12 protein-coding genes and 1 pseudogene are annotated in these 16786 nt (G+C 73.0%); 10 read left to right on the top strand and 3 right to left on the bottom strand.

The window, feature by feature from the left end; genetic code table 11:
* Positions 1–55: 55 nt before the first annotated feature.
* Positions 56–889: a helix-turn-helix transcriptional regulator gene (locus FK529_RS16965; protein ID WP_158635142.1), complete on the top strand. Its 834-nt coding sequence runs from the start codon at positions 56–58 to the stop codon at positions 887–889.
* Positions 890–904: 15 nt separating this feature from the next.
* Here the strand turns inward: FK529_RS16965 and FK529_RS16960 are convergent, their stop codons facing one another.
* Positions 905–1582 carry a FadR/GntR family transcriptional regulator gene (locus FK529_RS16960; protein ID WP_146563394.1) on the bottom strand — a complete coding sequence of 226 codons (678 nt, stop codon included), beginning with the start codon at positions 1580–1582 and terminating at the stop codon, positions 905–907.
* Positions 1583–1837: 255 nt separating this feature from the next.
* Here FK529_RS16960 and FK529_RS16955 point away from each other — a divergent pair.
* From FK529_RS16955 to FK529_RS16940, 4 genes and pseudogenes are all read left to right on the top strand, one after another.
* A pseudogene (locus FK529_RS16955) lies at positions 1838–3520 on the top strand (2-isopropylmalate synthase).
* A gap of 39 nt (positions 3521–3559) precedes the next feature.
* Entirely contained in the window at positions 3560–6022 is a 2463-nt protein-coding gene (gene glgP, locus FK529_RS16950; protein ID WP_146563392.1) for an alpha-glucan family phosphorylase, read from the top strand.
* Positions 6022–6927, top strand: coding sequence for an ROK family protein (locus FK529_RS16945; RefSeq protein ID WP_146563390.1), 906 nt, complete (start codon positions 6022–6024; stop codon positions 6925–6927). The genes glgP and FK529_RS16945 overlap by 1 nt, the downstream gene beginning before the upstream one ends.
* Before the next feature lie 50 nt (positions 6928–6977).
* Positions 6978–8252: a WS/DGAT domain-containing protein gene (locus tag FK529_RS16940; protein ID WP_146563387.1), complete on the top strand. Its 1275-nt coding sequence runs from the start codon at positions 6978–6980 to the stop codon at positions 8250–8252.
* On the opposite strand, the gene FK529_RS16935 is transcribed toward FK529_RS16940, so the two are convergent.
* Entirely contained in the window at positions 8240–9229 is a 990-nt protein-coding gene (locus FK529_RS16935; protein ID WP_146563385.1) for a substrate-binding domain-containing protein, read from the bottom strand. The genes FK529_RS16940 and FK529_RS16935 overlap by 13 nt on opposite strands.
* A 50-nt stretch (positions 9230–9279) precedes the next feature.
* On the opposite strand from FK529_RS16935, the gene FK529_RS16930 reads away from it, so the two are divergent.
* Positions 9280–10500, top strand: coding sequence for an MFS transporter (locus tag FK529_RS16930; protein ID WP_146563383.1), 1221 nt, complete (start codon positions 9280–9282; stop codon positions 10498–10500).
* Positions 10501–11494: 994 nt separating this feature from the next.
* Positions 11495–11791, top strand: coding sequence for a hypothetical protein (locus tag FK529_RS16925; protein WP_146563381.1), 297 nt, complete (start codon positions 11495–11497; stop codon positions 11789–11791).
* A 154-nt stretch (positions 11792–11945) separates the two neighbouring features.
* Here FK529_RS16925 and FK529_RS16920 read toward each other — a convergent pair whose 3' ends face one another.
* The gene (locus FK529_RS16920) at positions 11946–12650 is read right to left on the bottom strand and encodes a CPBP family intramembrane glutamic endopeptidase (protein WP_438947209.1); all 705 of its coding nucleotides are present in this window, start codon (positions 12648–12650) and stop codon (positions 11946–11948) included.
* Positions 12651–12773: 123 nt separating this feature from the next.
* Between FK529_RS16920 and FK529_RS16915 the strand changes: the two genes are divergently transcribed.
* The 3 genes from FK529_RS16915 to FK529_RS16905 are packed head-to-tail and all read left to right on the top strand — an operon-like array spanning position 12774 to position 16781.
* Positions 12774–14078 (top strand): glycosyltransferase 87 family protein, encoded by a 1305-nt coding sequence (locus FK529_RS16915; protein ID WP_231703151.1) that lies wholly within the window; start codon positions 12774–12776, stop codon positions 14076–14078.
* Positions 14079–14082: 4 nt separating this feature from the next.
* On the top strand, positions 14083–15147 hold the full coding sequence (locus FK529_RS16910; protein WP_146563375.1) for a thiamine ABC transporter substrate-binding protein: 1065 nt from the start codon (positions 14083–14085) through the stop codon (positions 15145–15147).
* Positions 15123–16781: an ABC transporter permease gene (locus FK529_RS16905; RefSeq protein ID WP_231703149.1), complete on the top strand. Its 1659-nt coding sequence runs from the start codon at positions 15123–15125 to the stop codon at positions 16779–16781. The genes FK529_RS16910 and FK529_RS16905 overlap by 25 nt, the downstream gene beginning before the upstream one ends.
* The last annotated feature ends 5 nt before the right edge of the window (positions 16782–16786 follow it).

Genomic DNA, 16786 nt, shown 5'->3' with positions numbered 1-16786 from the left:
GAGACCACCGGGCTCGCGGCGCGCGAGCGTGCGGCGAGCGGGGATACTCAGTGGCATGGGCACCCGCAACAACGCAGAGCTGGCGCGCTTCCTGCGGACCCGCCGTGAGCAGGTGACTCCGGAACGGGTCGGGCTCCCGGCAGGCGGCCGGCGCCGCACGCCCGGGCTGCGCCGGGAGGAGGTCGCGGCGCGGGCTCACGTCGGCACGACCTGGTACACGTGGGTCGAGCAGGGCCGCGACGTCAATCCCAGCCCGGCGGTGCTCTGCGCCGTCGCCGACGCGCTCCTGCTCGATCCGGGGGAGCGGGACCACGTCCTGCGCCTCGCCGGTCATCCGCCGGGGCCCGCGGCCGAGGAGTCCGGGGCGGCGGCCACCGTCCAACCTGTGCTCGACGCGCTCCTGCCCAATCCCGCCGCCGTGCTCAACACCCGCGGCGACATGGTTCTGTACAACCGCACCTTCCGCTTCCTCATCACCGACGTCGAACGGTTCCCGCCGGAGCACCGGAACTGCCTCTGGCTGGACTTCACGGACGAGCTGTGGCTCGGCGCCTACGCCGCCGACCGGCAGGAGCTCGAGGCCGTCGTCGCGCGGACGCGCGCGCTGTACGCGGGCAGTCACGCCGATCCCGCGTGGGAGCCGCTGCTGCGCCGGCTGCAGGCGGCTTCGCCGCTGTTCGCGCACCTGTGGAACGCGGGCCTGGTGCTCGACGCCGCCGACTGGGAGAAGACGATCCGCAATCCGCGGGTGGGGGAGCTGCGCCTACAGGTGAGCACGTTCAACCTGCGCGACCGGCCTTCGCTGCGGATGCTGACCTACCTCCCGCGCGACGAGGACACCCGCGAACGGCTGACCCGGATCGTCCCGCCGGAGTATCGCGACGCCTGACGCCGCCGGCGCCGCTCAGTGCGCGTCGCGCCGGGTGAGCATGCCCGCCAAGTGCTCCCGGCTCAGCCGTGCGGCCGCGTCCGCGTCCCTGTGCTCGATCGCGTCGAGCAGTGCGGCGTGGGAGAGCTGATCGTCGTCGCCGCCGAAGTCTTCGTCGCGGGTCCGCAGCATGTCGATCATCGCCCGGCGCAGGTGCGCGGCGATGCCGTCGAACATCTCGAGCAGGACGGGGTTGTGCGCGGCAGCGATGACCGCCCGGTGGAAATCGGTGTCGGTCTCGACGTGCCGCACGAGATCCGCGCGGTGCGCGGCACGGATGGCGAGCGCGGCGCGAACGGCGTCCAGGTCCTCCTCGGTCCGGCGCCGCGCGGCGAGCGTCGCGGCCTCCACCTCGACCGCGATCCGTGCCTCGAGCACCGCGTCGATGGCGGCGCCGTCGAGGAGCACGTCGAGGCCGGACGGGGCGTCGAGCCTGGTCACGAACACCCCGGCGCCCTGCCGGGTGGCGAGCACACCGATCCCCGCCAGCCGCCGGATCGCCTCGCGCACCGTCGATCGTCCGACGCCGAGCTGCGGGGCCAGGGTGGTCTCGCCGGGGAGTTTGTCGCCGACCGCCCACTCCCCGGACCGGACGCGGGCGAGCAGCGCGTCGGCGGCCTGATCGGCGAGCGAGGTGCGGCGGAGCGGGGGCATGCGTCGAGCATACTTCTCAGCTTGTCTGAGGAGTTGTGCTAGGGTCGTCGCCATGACGTACCGGGGACACCTCCTTCTCCTTCCGCGCCACGGCGGGGCCTGATTCCTCGGGCCGGCATCCCGCCGTGGGGAATCCGCGCCGGCCCTCTCGCCCCGCTCGACGAAGGAACCGTCATGCCCTTCTCCACGATCGACACGCCCCACGGCCCCGTCCCCGCCGCCGCACCCGCCTGGAACCGGCAACGCGGCTCGCAGATGCCGCACCGTCGCTACCGCGACGTCCACGCCCGTGTCGACGTCCCGCTCGCCGACCGCACCTGGCCCGCGCGCCGCCTGACCACGGCACCCCTCTGGGTGCCCGTCGACCTGCGCGACGGCAATCAGGCCCTGCCCGAACCCATGGACCCCACGCGCAAGCGCCGCTTCTTCGAGCTCATGGTCGCCATGGGGTACAAGGAGATCGAGGTCGGCTACCCGTCCGCCTCCCAGACCGACTACGACTTCGTCCGCCTGATCGCCGAGACCGACATCGCGCCGCAGGACGTCACCGTCGTGGTGTTCACGCCCGCGCGCTGAGACTTGATCGAGCGGACCGTCGAGTCCGTGCGCGGGATCCGCAACGAGGTGGTGATCCACATGTACACCGCGACCGCGCCGACCTGGCGGGACGTGGTGCTCGGCCGGGACCGCGACGAGCTGCGGTCGCTGATCCTCGACGGCGGCCGCGACCTGCTCGCCGCCGCCGGCGACCTCGACGGCGTGCGGTTCGAGTTCTCGCCCGAGGTCTTCAACCTCACGGAGCCCGACTACGTGCTCGAGGTCTGCGACGCGATGACCGCGCTGTGGGACGCGACCGTCGAGCGGCCGGTGATCCTCAACCTGCCCGCGACGGTCGAGGTGGCGACGCCGAACGTCTACGCCGACCAGATCGAGTACATGCACCGCAACCTGGGCCGGCGCGATGCGGTGATCCTCTCGGTGCACCCCCATAACGACCGCGGAACCGGCATCGCCTGCGCCGAGCTGGCCGTGCTCGCCGGGGCGCAGCGCGTCGAGGGCTGTCTCTTCGGCAACGGCGAGCGCACCGGCAACGTGGATCTGGCGACGCTGGCGCTCAACATGTTCGCGCAAGGGATCGATCCCATGGTCGACTTCTCCGACATCGATGAGGTGCGGCGGACCGTGGAGGCCTGCAACGGGATCGCCGTCCACGACCGGCACCCGTACGTCGGGGATCTGGTGCACACGGCGTTCAGCGGCACGCACCAGGACGCCATCAAGAAGGGCCTCGCTGAGCACCGCGCCCGCGCCGCGGCCGAGGGGCGCCCGGAGCGCGAGATCGAGTGGCGCGTGCCCTACCTGCCCGTCGACCCCGCCGACATCGGCCGGACCTACGACGCCGTCATCCGCGTCAACTCCCAGTCCGGGAAGGGCGGCATGGCCTACCTGCTGGAGCGGGACCTGGGGCTGGAGCTGCCGCGGCGCCTGCAGATCGATTTCGCCCGACACGTCCAGGCGCACGCCGACGAGCACGGCGCGGAGATGGACACCGCCGCGCTGTGGGCCGTGTTCGAGCGGGCGTACCAGGCCGGGGCCGGCCGGTTCGAACTCGTCGAGTGCGTCGCCGAGGAGACCGCGGCCGGCAGCCGCGTGACGGTCGGACTCCGGGTCGACGGTGCGCCGCACCGCACCACCGTCGACGGCGTCGGCCCGGTCGAGGCGATTGTCGCAGCGCTGGGTGAGCACGACGCGAAGATCGACGTGCTCGCGCTGCACCAGACCGCGCTCGGCCGCGGCGATGACGCGGAGGCGCTCACGCTGATCGCGTACCGGCGCGACGGCGAGGTGCGGTGGAGCATGGGGCGCGACCGCTCCGTGCTGGCCGCGACGGCCGCCGCCGTGATCGGCGCGGCGCAGGGGCACGTGACCCGCCGGTAACGTCGCGGGCGGCGCGGGCAACCAATAGGGTCGGTAGACGTGCACGCAGAAGGAACCTTCACCGTCGAGCCCACCTACCCCGAGTCGCTCGCGCCGCTCGCCGACCTGGCCCGCAACCTGCGCTGGGTGTGGCACGGCCCCACCCAGGACCTGTTCTCGACCGTCGCGCCCGAGGTGTGGGCGGACACCCGCGACCCGCTCGAGACGCTCCGCTGCGCCGATCAGGCGCGGGTGGCGGCCCTCGGCGTCGACGAGGAGTTCGTCTCCCTGGTCCGCGCCCTCCGCGCCGACCTGAACGACTACCTCACCCGCCCGGCGTGGGCCGACGCGCTCAAGGACGGCGCGAAGGGCATCGCGTACTTCTCGATGGAGTTCGGCGTGAGCCAGACGCTGCCGAACTACTCCGGCGGCCTGGGCGTCCTGGCGGGCGACCACCTCAAGGCCGCGTCCGACCTCGGGCTCCCGCTCATCGCACTGGGCCTTTTATACCGGCAGGGCTACTTCCAGCAGTCCCTTTCCGCGGACGGCTGGCAGCTCGAGGCCTACCCCGAGCTGGATCCGGAGCGGCTGCCGCTCCGCCCCGTGACGCTCTCCAGCGGGCAGCAGCTGGTGGTCTCCGTGCCGCTGGAGGGGCGCGTGCTCAGCGCCGCTGTCTGGCGGGCCGACGTCGGCCGCATCCCGCTGCTGCTCCTGGACACCGACATCGAGGGAAACGACCCCGATCTCCGCGGCGTCACCGACCGCCTGTACGGCGGCGACGCCGAACACCGCCTGCGTCAGGAGATCCTGCTCGGCATCGGCGGAGTCCGCGCGGCCCGGGCCTTCTGCGACCTCACCGGCCACCCCGGGATCGAGGTCTTCCACGCCAACGAGGGCCACGCCGGCTTCCTCGGCCTTGAGCGTATCCGCGAGCTCATGGCCACCGAGGAGCTGACCTATCCGCAGGCGCGGACGCTCGCCCGCACCGCCACCGTCTTCACCACCCATACGCCAGTGCCCGCGGGCATCGACCGGTTCCCGGTGGACCTGGTGCGGCGCTACTTCGGCGACGGCGGGCAGATGTGCTCTCTGCTCCCGACGGTGCCGCTCGACGAGGTGATCGCCCTCGGCGCCGAGGCCGACCCCGGCGTCTTCAACATGGCCCACATGGGATTCCGGCTCGCCCAGCGCGCGAACGGCGTCTCGAAGCTGCACGGCGCCGTGAGCCGCGAGATGTTCGCCGACCTGTGGCCGGGCTTCGAGCCCGCCGAGATCCCCATCGGCTCGGTCACCAACGGCGTGCACCACGGCACGTGGGCCGATCGTCTCGTCGCCGAACGTGCGACCGATCCGCTGTCCATGCCCGACGACGCGCTGTGGCGCTTGCGTACCACCCTGCGGCACCGCCTCGTCGACGAAGTGCGCACCCGCACCCGGGCCGCGTGGCGCGAGCGCGGCGCCGTCGACGCCGAACTCGGCTGGACGGACCGGATGTTCGATCCCTCGGTCCTCACGATCGGCTTCGCCCGCCGCGTCTCCACCTACAAGCGGCTCACGCTGATGCTGCGCGATCCCGAGCGCCTGCGGGCGCTTCTCCTTGACCCGGACCGCCCCGTGCAGGTGGTCATCGCGGGGAAGAGCCACCCCCACGACGACGAGGGCAAGCGCCTGCTGCAACAGCTGCTGCACTTCACCGACGACCGCACCCTGCGACACCGGATCGCATTCCTGCCCAACTACTCCATCGGCATGGCGGGCTACCTCTACCACGGCTGCGACGTCTGGCTGAACAATCCGCTGCGCCCGCTGGAGGCGTGCGGGACGTCCGGGATGAAGAGCGCGATGAACGGTGGGCTCAACCTCTCGGTCCTCGACGGTTGGTGGGACGAGCTCTACGACGGGAGCAACGGCTGGGCCATCCCGTCGGCGGTCGGAGTGGACCCGGGGCGGCGCGACGACATCGAAGCCGACGCCCTGTACGACCTGCTCGAACACGACGTGGTACCGACCTTCTACGACCGCCGCGACGCGGACGACGCGCCCCTGCGTTGGCTCGCGAAGGTGCGGCACACGCTCGCGGTGACCGCGCCCGAGGTGGCCGCCGACCGCATGGTCCGCGAGTACGCCACCGACTACTACCGCCCCGCCGCCCGCTCCGCCCGCTCGACGCGGCCCGCCATCGGCGAGCTCGTCGAGTACATCGAGAAGGTCAGGGCGGGATGGGATGCGGTCCGCGTGGGCGCGTCGGCCGCGACCGTCCGGCCGGAGGGAGTGGAGATCGCCGCCGATATCGCGCTGGGGTCGCTGGAGGACGGCGACGTCCGCGTCGAGGCCGTGATCGGCGGCGTCGACGAGGCCGGGGACATCGTGAACGGCAGATCCGTTCGGCTGCACTTCGACGGCGAGCGTTACCGGGCCGTGCTCCCCGGTCAGGTGGGCCGGTTCGGCTACGCCGTGCGCGTGTTGCCGCAGCACCGTTTGCTCACCGGCCCCGCCGAACTCGGCCTGGTGCGGTACGCCTGATGACGGTGCTCGCGGTGGACCTCGGCGGGACGAAGGTGGCAGCAGCCCTCGTGGCGGCGGACGGCACCGTCGTCGAGGCGTCACGGCACCGTGCCCCCACCGGCCACGAGGCGACGACCGCCGAACTCGAGGCCGGGATCGCCGGCGTCGTCCGCGACGCCCTGGGCGCGGCGGACGGGCCCGTCCAGGGGGTGGGCCTCGCGGCCGCCGGTCCCGTCGACGACGCGGCGGGCACCGCGTCGCCGATCAACCTCACGGCGCTGCACGGCTTCCCACTGCGCGACTTCGTGGCCGACGCCGCCGGAGGCCTGCCCGTGGAGTTCCGGCGCGACGGCGTCGCGATCGTCCTGGGCGAGCACTGGCTCGGTGCGGCGCGAGGGTACGACGACGCCCTCGGCATGGTGGTCTCCACCGGTATCGGCGGCGGCTTCCTCATCGGCGGACGCGCGCTCGTCGGCAACGCCGGGCACATCGGCCAGGTGGAGGTCTCGGGGTACACCGGCAGCGAATCGCTCGGCCGCACCACGATGCTCGAATCCGTCGCCTCCGGCCCGCACACGGTGGACTGGGCGCGTTCGCAGGGCTTCGCCGGCGAGACGGGGGAGGACCTCGGCGCCGCCTACCGCGCCGGCGATGCCGTCGCCGTCGCCGCGGTCCGACGGTGCGCCGCCGCCGTCGGCCAGGGGATCGGTAGCGCAGTAGCGCTCGTACCGGTCTCGGTCGTCGTGCTCGGCGGTGGGTTCACCGCCGTCGCTGACGATTTCGTGGACCTCGTACAGGCAGCCGTGGCAGCTCATCCGCTGCCTTACGTGGCCGCGGCCCGCGTCGTGCCCGCGGGACTCGGCGGTGACGCCCCGCTCGTCGGCGCGGCGGCACTGGTCTATCGCCGGGACCTGTTGCCGTGAGCCGTGGGCTGCTCTCGCCCCGCGACGCTCGAACCTATTGGGCGTCCGGGGTGATCCCGAGCGACCAGTTCTTGCTGTACTGCTTCGATCATGGCGACGGTGCGGCCCCGTCGGCCGCTCAGGTGGCTGATGCCGTGCTGGCGCGCGCACCGTTGATCACCGACCTGGGATTGCGGATAGCCCCCGCCCCCGGCGATCTCGAGCATCCGGCCTGGGCGCCAGGGGAGGTGCCCGCGGTCCGCGAGGGCGTCGCGTGCACCTGGGATGCCGTGCCCGCCGCCGTTGCCCGGCTGTTCGCGCGCCAAGTGGACGCGACCGTCGCACCGTGGCGACTGCACGTCTTCCCGCGCGTGGCCGGCGCGCCTCGGTGCGTCGGGCCCGCGACGGTGGTGGTGCTCCAGGTGGCCCATGCCCTCGCCGACGGACGGCGCTCCGCCGAGATCGCGCGCGCCCTGTTCGGCGGCGGCGACTCCCCGGAGGTGCGGACCTTCCGGCCGCTGCCGGGCCGGCTGCGGGCCGCGCGCGGGCTGCTGGGGCTGCCCGTCGCGCTCGCCCGCACGGTGACGCTCGGCGCGCTCGCGCCAGGTGCCCGCGCCGCCATCGACCGCGGCACTCGCGCCGGGACGCTGCCGCCCGCCGTCGCCGGTTGCCCGCGCACGCTCCTCAACGCCGCGCCCGACGCCACCCGCGACGTGCGAATGCTGGTGCGCGACGGCGGCCGCCTGCGCGCCGGGCACACCGTCACCGTGACCGCGCTCGCCGCGGTCTCGCTCGCCGTGGAGCGGTACCTCCTTGTGCGCGGCGGCACCGTGCCGCCGGAGCTGTCCGCTGAAGTGATGGTCGCCCGTGCCCGACGGGATTACGAGCGCAATGCTTTCGGCAATGTCTCCGTGCCGTTGCACCCCGGCACCCCCGCTGCGGAGCGGGCCGAACGCATCGCCGAGTCCCTCGCCAAGGCACGGGAGCGGGCCTCGAGTCCTCTGTGGCGCAGGGTCCGTGCGGCCGACGACGCGGCACCGTCGGTGCTCGCGGCGCTGGGCGTCCGGGCCTTCGACCCGACGGTCGTCCCCGCGACGATGGCGGGGGCGACGGTGCTCTCGAGCGTGCACCGCGGGCCGTCGGACCTCGAGTTGCTCGGCGGGACATCGGTGTTCACCGCGGGCTTCCCGGCCCTGTCGCCCGCGATGGGCCTCACGCACGGGGTGCACGGACTGGGGGAGACGGTGACGGTGTCGACCACCAGTAGCCGGACCGCGGTGCCCGACCCCGATGAGTACGCGGGCCTGCTGGCGGCGGCGCTCGACGAGGTGGCTCAGGGCCGCTGAGGCGCAGCGCCGGTGGTGTCGCCGACGACGAGCTCGACGTCGAGCGCCAGCGTCGGCAGCGGCGCACCCTCCTGCGCCGCGAGGACGGCCTGCGCTGCGCGCCTTCCCATCTCGACGATCGGTTGCCGGATCGTGGTGAGGGCGCGGTCGAAGCCGTCGATGCGGACGCCGTCGAAGCCGACGACCGAGAGGTCCTCGGGGACGCGGAGCCCGCGGGCCTCGGCGGCGCGGATCGCCCCGACGGCCAACAGGTCCGACTGGGCGATCACTGCGGTGGGCACAGCCCTTTCGAGCAGTTCACCGGCCGCGCGGAAGCCCTCGTCGATCGTGCTGTCGGCGGAGGTCACGACGGCGGCGTCGGGGAAGGCGGCGAGCGCTGCCGCCGTGCGGGCCCGCTCGACGTCGCCGTCCCGGAGCCGGACGACGCTGACCGAGCGGTGGCCGAGTGTGTGGAGGTGGTCCGTGAGAAGAGCGGTGGCGGAGTGGTTCTCGACTCCTACGCTGCCGATGTCGTCCACCTGGTTGCCTGCGGTGACGACGGGGATCGAACGTCTCGCCATAGCCGCGCGCAGCGATTCGAGCGCGGGGGAGCAGCCGGCGGCGACGACACCGTCGACGGGGAGGGTCCGCAGGCGCTCCTCAGGGAGGGAGTCGGGGAGGAGCAGGACGGACGTGGGGCTTGCGGCTAGGGCTGCGGACACCCCGTCGAGGATGCCGATGATCACGGGATCGCGGAAGGCGCGGCCGGCCTCGTCGTCCACCTGGACGCCGATGATGTCGGTGCGGCCGCTGCGCAGCGACCGGGCCCGGGGGTCGGGGCCCTCGTAGCCGAGGGCGGCGGCGGCGGCGAGGACGCGGGCGCGGGTGGCGTCGCTGATGGGCTTATCGACGCCGAAGGCGTGCGAGGCGGTCGACAACGAGACGCCCGCCGCCTCGGCGACGTGCACCAGCGTTGTTCGGTTTGACCCGCGTGTCATGGGAACCTAGCCTAGCAAGCGGCAATCGAAACGTTTCGAAGGATTGATCGGTGACCACGGACCTCCAGGAGCAGAAGGCGGACGCGGCGGGCAGCTCGGTGCTCGCCTGGCGCAACGCCGTCGCGGTGATCTTCGCGCTGAGCGGGCTCACCTTCGCGAGCTACCTGGGGCGCCTGCCGCAGGTTCGCGACGACCTCGGGGCCACGACGCTGCAGGTCAGCCTGCTCACCTTCGGTCTGGCCGTGGGCTCGGTGGTGGGGCTCGTCGGGTCGGGTGCCCTGGCCGCGCGGTTCGGCGCCCGGCGGGTTATCGCCGTGACCCTGCCCGCGCTGGGGGTGACGATGATCGCCGCCGCCGCCGGGGCGCAGTCCGGGAACTACGCGCTCACGCTGCTGCCGCTGGTGTTCGTCGGGCTCTCGCACGGCATCACCGACGTGTGCATGAATCTCTCCGGCGCGGAGAACGAACGGGCGCTGGGGCGCACCGTGATGCCGGCCTTCCACGCCGCCTTCTCGCTGGGCACCGTGGCCGGCGCGCTCCTCGCCGCCGCAGCCCAGGCGACCCACGTGCCGCTGTTGCCGCACCTGCTCGCCGTGAACGGCGTCCTGCTCGTCGCCGGGTGGTTCGCCTTGCGGCACGTGCCTTTCCGGGCGCACGACGCCGACGACCACGCGCCGGTCTCCCGCCGCGAGCGCCTCTCGGTGTGGCGCGAGCCCCGCACGCTGCTCATCGGCCTCATGGTGCTCGGCATGGCGCTCACCGAGGGCAGCGCGAACGACTGGCTGGCGCTGGCCATGGTCGACGACCACGGAACGTCGAAGACCGTCGGAACGCTGACCTTCGCGGTCTTCGTGGTGTTCATGACGATCGGCCGGCTCGCGGGCACTCGCGTGCTCGACCGGTACGGCCGGGTGCGGACATTGCGCGCCTGCGGCGTGCTCGCCTTCCTCGGCCTGTCGCTGGTGATCTTCGGCCCCACCGAGGCCGCGTACGTCGGCGTCGCGCTGTGGGGCCTGGGTGCCTCGCTCGGCTTTCCCGTCGGCATGTCCGCCGCGGCCGACGAGCCGCGCATGGCGGCCGCGCGGGTCTCCGTGGTCTCGACCATCGGCTACCTCTCGTTCCTCGCCGGCCCGCCGATCATCGGCGCGCTGGGCGAATACGTCACGCTGCTCTACGCACTGATCCTGGTGCTCGTCGCCGTCGCCGTCGCGGTGATCGTCGCGCCCGCGGCACGCGAGCCCGCACCCTCCGCACCGTCGAACGTCGGCTGAGGCGCGCCGGCACCGTCGGGGCCTCCCTAGCTGGACGTGCGGGCGCGGGCGGGCACCGTCGGGGCCTCCCTAGCTGGACGTGCGGGCGCGGGCGGGCACCGTCGGGCCCTCCCTAGCGGGACGTGCGGGCGCGGGCGGGCACCGTCGGACCCTCCCTAGCGGGACGGTCTGCGCCTCCGTGTGTCGTGCATTCCATACGTCCATGGACGTAGGGAAGTGGCCGTCCCGCTAGGGAGCGCCGCGAGCGGAGCGAGCGACGACGGTCGCGCGGGGGCCTGTGGATGACCGCGGTCCTGTGGATGGACGGTCTGATTCGGCGGATCGGCAGGAGGGGGCGGGAGCGGCGGCGCGGCACCATCGACCCCATGGGGGAATTGATGACGCGCGATCTACTGCTCGCGCAGGGGTGGACGCGCAACGGGATCAGGCAGGCGATTCGCGTCAAGAAGTTGCGGATGGTGTGGCCGACGATCTACACCGATGCGTCCGTTGGGGAGGCATGGATCGAATACGAGCGGATGGTGCGGGCGGCCGGCACCGTCGGGGGCTGGGGAGTGATCAGCCATCAGAGTGCGGCGGTGCTGTGGGGCCTGCCCGCACTGAGGCCCGATTACTCCCGAGTGCACACCACGATCGACGATCGGCACAAAGGCGGCCTGGTCAGCGGCAAGCGGCATGTCCACCCGCGACCGCTGCCGCCGGAGGACGTGGTCCTCCTCGACGGGATCCGCGTCACGTCGCTCGCTCGGACGGCGATCGACGGTGCCATGGCCGGCGACTACGAGCAGGCGCTCGTCCTGATCGACGGTGCGCGGCAGGTCCCGCGGTTTCCCAGGCCCACGGATCGCCCGACCGTGCCGTTCGCGGAACTGGTGCGGGTGGTGAAAACGCTCGGCAGGCGGACGGGCAGCGACATGGTGATCCGTGCGCTCGCGGACTCCGTGGAGTGCAGCGAATCCGCGGGGGAATCGTGGTCGAGGGCTCGGATGCTCCAGTGGAAGTACCGCCGCCGGAGCTCCAGCGCACGTTCCGGATCAGGGGCCGGACCTATTACGTCGACTTCTGCTGGGGTCGGCTCGTCGGGGAGTTCGACGGGGAGGACAAGTGCCGCTCGGACGCGGACCGTCGGCGCTACGAGCAGAGACGGGACAGCGACTTCGCCACCATCGGGATCACCGTCTGCCATTGGAAGTGGGAGGACCTGCTCGACCGGAAGCGGTTCTACTCGATTCTGACCACGCAGATGTACAACGCCGGCGTGATCGCCTCGATCCCGCGGTTCCCCGGGTGAGACGAGGGGGTGTGCGCGCCCGGCACCGTCGGGCCCTCCCTAGAGGGAGGTGCTGCGCCATCGCGTGTCGTGCATTCCCCATGTCCATGGACATGGGGAGGTGGTCGCCCCGCTAGGGAGCGCCACGAGCGAAGCGAGTGCGCGGCGGGGCGGGTCAGCGTAGGAGCTGCCAGGCGAAGGCGGCGGCCAGCGCGCCCGCGCCGTTGAGGCACCAGTGCAGGGCGATGGGGGCGAGGAGGGAGCCGCTGCGGGAGCGGAGCCAGGTGAACACCCAGCCTGCGAAGGCGGTCGCGATCACGGCGCCCGCGATGCCGAGGAACTGTGCCAGCGGGCCGGCGCCCAGGATCTTGGTCAGGCCCGCATTGCCGCTGGTCAGTCCCAGCGACGAGGCGATGTGCCAGAAGCCGAAGAGCAGCGAGCCCGTGACCACGACCCAGCGGAAGTGCATCGCGCGCGACAGGGTGCCGTGCAGCGCGCCGCGGAACGCCAGCTCCTCGGGGATCACCGTCTGCAGCGGGATGATCACCATCGACGCGATGATCGCGGTCGAGAAGGTGGCGTAGCGGTCGTTGAGGAACAGGCCGCGAGTGACGGGAAGCAGGGCTCCGATGACGATCACCGTCGCGACCACGGCGACCGCAGCGGCGGCGTACTTCGCCCCGGAGCGCCAGTGCTCGCGGCCCAGGCCCAGTTCGTGCCAGTCCAGGCCGCGGTGCCGGGCGATGCCGATGAGCAGAACCGCGGACACCGGGACGGCCAGCAGCGCGGCCCAGCTGCCGGTGAAATGGGCGACCAGGTTGGTCGCGACCAGCACCGCGACGACGACGCCCACGTCGACGATCGCGCGTGCCCCGGACACCGCCGAGCGCAGCGCGGAGTGATCGGGGACGGTCGTCTCGGCTGTGGTCACCCGCTCCATGGTCCAGACGCGCGGCGGTTCGCGCAACGGGTGTGAGCACGGTTAAGGTGTCCACCCGTGACCATGGACCGCAGCACGTCGGCCGACGGCGGCCGGTCTAGCGGCCTCCGCAGCGTCGCGCTTCCCCTCTTCGTCGTGGCCCTCGGCGCCCGGATCGTGTGGATCCTCGCCGGTCAGCACAACTTCAACTTCGTCGACCTGCGGGTCTACTACGAGGCCGCGCAGCGGGTGACCGCGGACGGCGGCCTCTACGACTTCGCGCTCCGCGACTACACGCCGCAGCAGCCGCTGCCCTTCACCTATCCGCCCTTCGCGGCCCTGTTCTTCTACCCGCTCAAGTTCCTCCCGTTCCCGGTCGTCGCGGTCGGCTGGGTGGCGCTCACCGCGGGCCTGCTGTTCCTGGTCATCCGCATGTGCCTGGCCATCCTCGCGGCGGGGCGCGGCGCACCGTCGCGCCTGGGCGACGTGCCGCGCGAGCTGCCCCTGGTGTGGACCGCGGCCGCGCTCTGGATCGACCCCGTGCGCACCAACCTCGACTACGGCCAGATCAACGTCGTCCTCATGACCTTCGGCGTCTGGGCCGCCTACCTCGTCACGCGCGCCGCCCCGTCGCCGTCCCTCGCGCGCAGGCCGGGGCGGGTCGACGGTGCCTCCGGCCTCCTCATCGGCCTCGCGGCGGGGATCAAGCTGACCCCCGCCGTGGGCGGGCTGTTCCTGCTCGCCCGCGGCCGGGTGTGGGCCGCCGTCTTCTCCGCTGTGACCTTCGCCGCCACGGTGGGGATCAGCTACCTTGTCCTGCCCGCGGAGACGCGCCGCTACTTCACGATCCTGCTCGGCGACACGGGCCCCATCGGCGACCCCGCGAAGCCCGACAACCAGGCGCTGCGCGGCGCCGTGTCCCGGTTCACCGGGCACGACGTGGGCACCGGGCCGGCGTGGATCGTCGCGGTGATCGTGGCCGCCGCCCTGCTCTTCGCCGCCTGGTGGGTGGTGCGTCGCGGCGACGCCCTCATCGCCCTCGTCCTCGTGCAGTTCCTCGGGCTGCTGTCCTCGCCGATCTCGTGGATCCACCACTTCGTGTGGATCGTCCCGCTGCTGATCTGGGTGGTGCACGGGCCGCTCGGGCCGCGCGGCGGCGCGGACTTCCGCCGCCCGGGCGCGGCCTTCACCCCGTGGGCGACGCGGGTCGCCGCCGTCACCGCGGTGTTCGGCTACATCGGCGTGCACTTCCTGCGCAAGGGCCTCGCCGCGATCGGGATCGAGGACGGCGTGCTCTGGGCGGTCTTCATGGCGCCCGGCGCGCTCGCGGCGGGCGTCCTCGTCGCGCTGATCCTCGCGCAGCGGCGACGGCTGGACGCACTACTCTGAGCGGATGACCACCCTCGGCCGTGTAGGCCTTGCGATCCTCACCGCGGCGACCCTCGCGACCAGCGCGTGCGCGACCAGCACGGCACCGTCGGCGCAGAGTGACGCGCCGGCGGCCACCGGGACCGTGACGCTGGTGACGCACTCCAGCTTCCAGTTGCCCGAGAACGTGCTCGCCGACTTCACGAAGCAGACCGGGCTGGCGGTCAGGACCGTCGAGCTCGGCGACGGCGGCGAGCTCGCGACCAAGCTGTCGCTGACCCCGGGCAACCCGCCCGGCGACGTCGCCTTCGGCGTGGACAACACCTACGCGGCCCGCCCCGTACGCGCCGGCGTCTTCGACGAGTACGTCTCGCCGGCCGCGGCGAACGGGGCCCGGGACTACGCCCTCGCGGGCATGCCGCAGCTCACCGCCGTCGACTTCGGCGACGTGTGCGTCAACATCGACACGCGCTTCTTCAAGGACAAGAACCTGCCCGAGCCGGTCACCTACCAGGACCTGGCGAAACCCGAGTACCGCGGCCTCACCGTGGTCCAGAACCCGGAGACGGCGTCGCCCGGCATGGCCTTCCTGGCCGGCACCGTCGCGACGCTGGGCGACGGCTGGCAGGACTACTGGCGCGCGCTGCGCACGAACGACGTCGCCGTCACGCCGAACTGGACCACGGCCTACTCCACCGACTTCTCCGGCTCCTCGGGCCGGGGGCCGAAGCCGATCGTGGTCTCCTACGCCAGCTCGCCCGCCGCCGAGGTGGGCAAGGACGGCGCCGCGCCCCCGACCAAGGCGCTGCTCGACACCTGCTTCCGGCAGGTCGAGTACGCGGGCGTGCTGCGCGGCACCAAGAACCCCGACGGCGCGCGCAAGCTGATCGACTTCCTGCTCTCGCCCGCGGCGCAGGCGACCATCCCCGACGCGATGTACGTCTACCCCGTGACCCGCGGTGTCCCCCTGCCCGAGGCGTGGGCGAAGTACGCGCCCGTGCCGCCGAAGCCCGCCACCCTGCCCGCCGACCGCCTCGCCGACGAGCGCGACGGCTGGGTACGGCAGTGGCGCCAGCTGATGGGGCGGTGACCTCCCGGGTGCTGCGGAGCCCCGTGTCCTCGGCGTCCCTCGGGCGGCTCGCGGTGCTGGCCGCCCCGCTGCTGTTCGTCGCGGTGTGCTTCCTGTGGCCCGTCACCGCGATCCTCGCGCGGGGCCTCTCGTCCGACGGTGTCAGCCTCTGGGACGGCTTCACCGGCGCGGGCGGACTGGGGCTGGTCTGGTTCACCGTATGGCAGGCCGCGGCGTCGACGCTGCTCACCGTGGTTCTCGGGCTGCCGCTCGCGTGGCTCACCGCGCGGGTGAGGTTCCGCGGGCAATGGCTCGTCCGGGTGGTGGCGACGGTGCCCTTCGTGCTGCCGACCGTTGTGGTGGGCGTCGCCTTCCGCACCCTCTTCGCGCCCGGCGGGAGTCTCGGTTTCCTCGGCCTCTCCGAGACCGTGTGGGCGGTGCTGCTCGCGCACGCCTACTTCAACGTCTCCGTGGTGGCGCGGATCGTCGGCGGCGTGTGGTCGGCCGTCGATCCGCGCGCCGAGCAGGCCGCGCGCACGCTGGGCGCCGGCCCGGTTCGCGCCTTCCTCACCGCCACGGCGCCGGCGCTGCTGCCCGCGGTCGCGTCGGCCGCGTCGGTGGTCTTCCTGTTCTGCGCGACGAGCTTCGGCATCGTCCTCGTCGTCGGCGGCACCCGCCTGCGCACCCTGGAGACCGCGGTCTACCAGGAGGTCGTGGGCGCCTTCGACCTGCGCACCGCCGCGCTGTTGGCCCTGGTCCAGATCGGCATCGTGGTGCTCGCCGTGGCCCTGAGCAGCGCGCTGCGGGTGCGGGCGTCGCGGCCGTCGGCGGCCGCCCGGATCGAGCCGCCCCGGGCCGGCGGCCGCGCCCGGATCGCGGTGTTCCTCGGCGTGCCGGTGAGCGTCGCGGTGCTGCTGCTGCCGCTCGGCGCGCTGCTGCTGCGCTCGCTGCACCCCGACCCGTCGGGCGCGCTCAGCCTCGACGCCTACCGTCGGCTCACCAGCGATTTCGGCGGCGTCGTGCCGGTGAAGGCGTTGCTGATGTCGCTGGTCACCGCCGCGCAGGCCGGCGCGCTCGCGCTGCTGGTCGGCGGGCTCGCCGCGGTGGCGATCGCCCGCTCCCGCGGGCCGCTGAGCCGGTTCGCCGACGCCGTGGTGATGCTGCCGCTCGGCGTGAGCGCGGTGACGCTCGGCTTCGGCTACCTGCTGGCGCTGCAATCGCTGCCCGCGCTCCGGGAGTCGCCCGTCGTGCTGCCCTTCGTGCAGGCGCTCGTCGCGCTGCCGCTGGTGGTGCGCGTGCTGGTACCGGCGCTCGGGGCCGTCGACCCGCGGCAGCGGCAGGCCGCCGCCGTGCTCGGTGCCTCGCCGGTGCGCGTCTTCACCTCCGTCGACCTGCCGGTGATCAGCCGGTCGGTGGCCGTGGCGGCGGGCTTCGCGTACGTCGTTACGCTGGGGGAGTTCGGGGCCGCAAGCTTCCTGGTGCGGCCCGAGCAGATGACCCTGCCGGTGTTGATCGGCCGGATCTCCGGCCGCCCCGGCTGGGCCGACGCCGCGCTCGCCGCGTCGTGCTCGGTGCTGCTCATCGCGGCGACGGTGGTGGTGATCGGCGTGGTCGAGGCGCTGCGCCGCGACGACGGCGGGCGGGCGGAGTTCTGATGGCT

This window comes from Tsukamurella asaccharolytica (genome assembly GCF_007858435.1).
GTDB lineage: Bacteria > Actinomycetota > Actinomycetes > Mycobacteriales > Mycobacteriaceae > Tsukamurella > Tsukamurella asaccharolytica.
The sequence above is the reverse complement of the archived record's forward strand: the minus strand, read 5'-3'. Positions and strand labels throughout refer to the sequence as shown.

Excerpts from the sequence above, each read along its gene's own strand:
- FK529_RS16965 (WP_158635142.1), top strand. The coding sequence starts at position 56 with ATGGGCACCCGCAACAACGCAGAGCTGGCGCGCTTCCTGCGGACCCGC.
- FK529_RS16960 (WP_146563394.1), bottom strand. The coding sequence starts at position 1,582 with ATGCCCCCGCTCCGCCGCACCTCGCTCGCCGATCAGGCCGCCGACGCG.
- FK529_RS16945 (WP_146563390.1), top strand. The coding sequence starts at position 6,022 with ATGACGGTGCTCGCGGTGGACCTCGGCGGGACGAAGGTGGCAGCAGCC.
- FK529_RS16935 (WP_146563385.1), bottom strand. The coding sequence starts at position 9,229 with ATGACACGCGGGTCAAACCGAACAACGCTGGTGCACGTCGCCGAGGCG.
- FK529_RS16915 (WP_231703151.1), top strand. The coding sequence starts at position 12,774 with ATGGACCGCAGCACGTCGGCCGACGGCGGCCGGTCTAGCGGCCTCCGC.
- FK529_RS16910 (WP_146563375.1), top strand. The coding sequence starts at position 14,083 with ATGACCACCCTCGGCCGTGTAGGCCTTGCGATCCTCACCGCGGCGACC.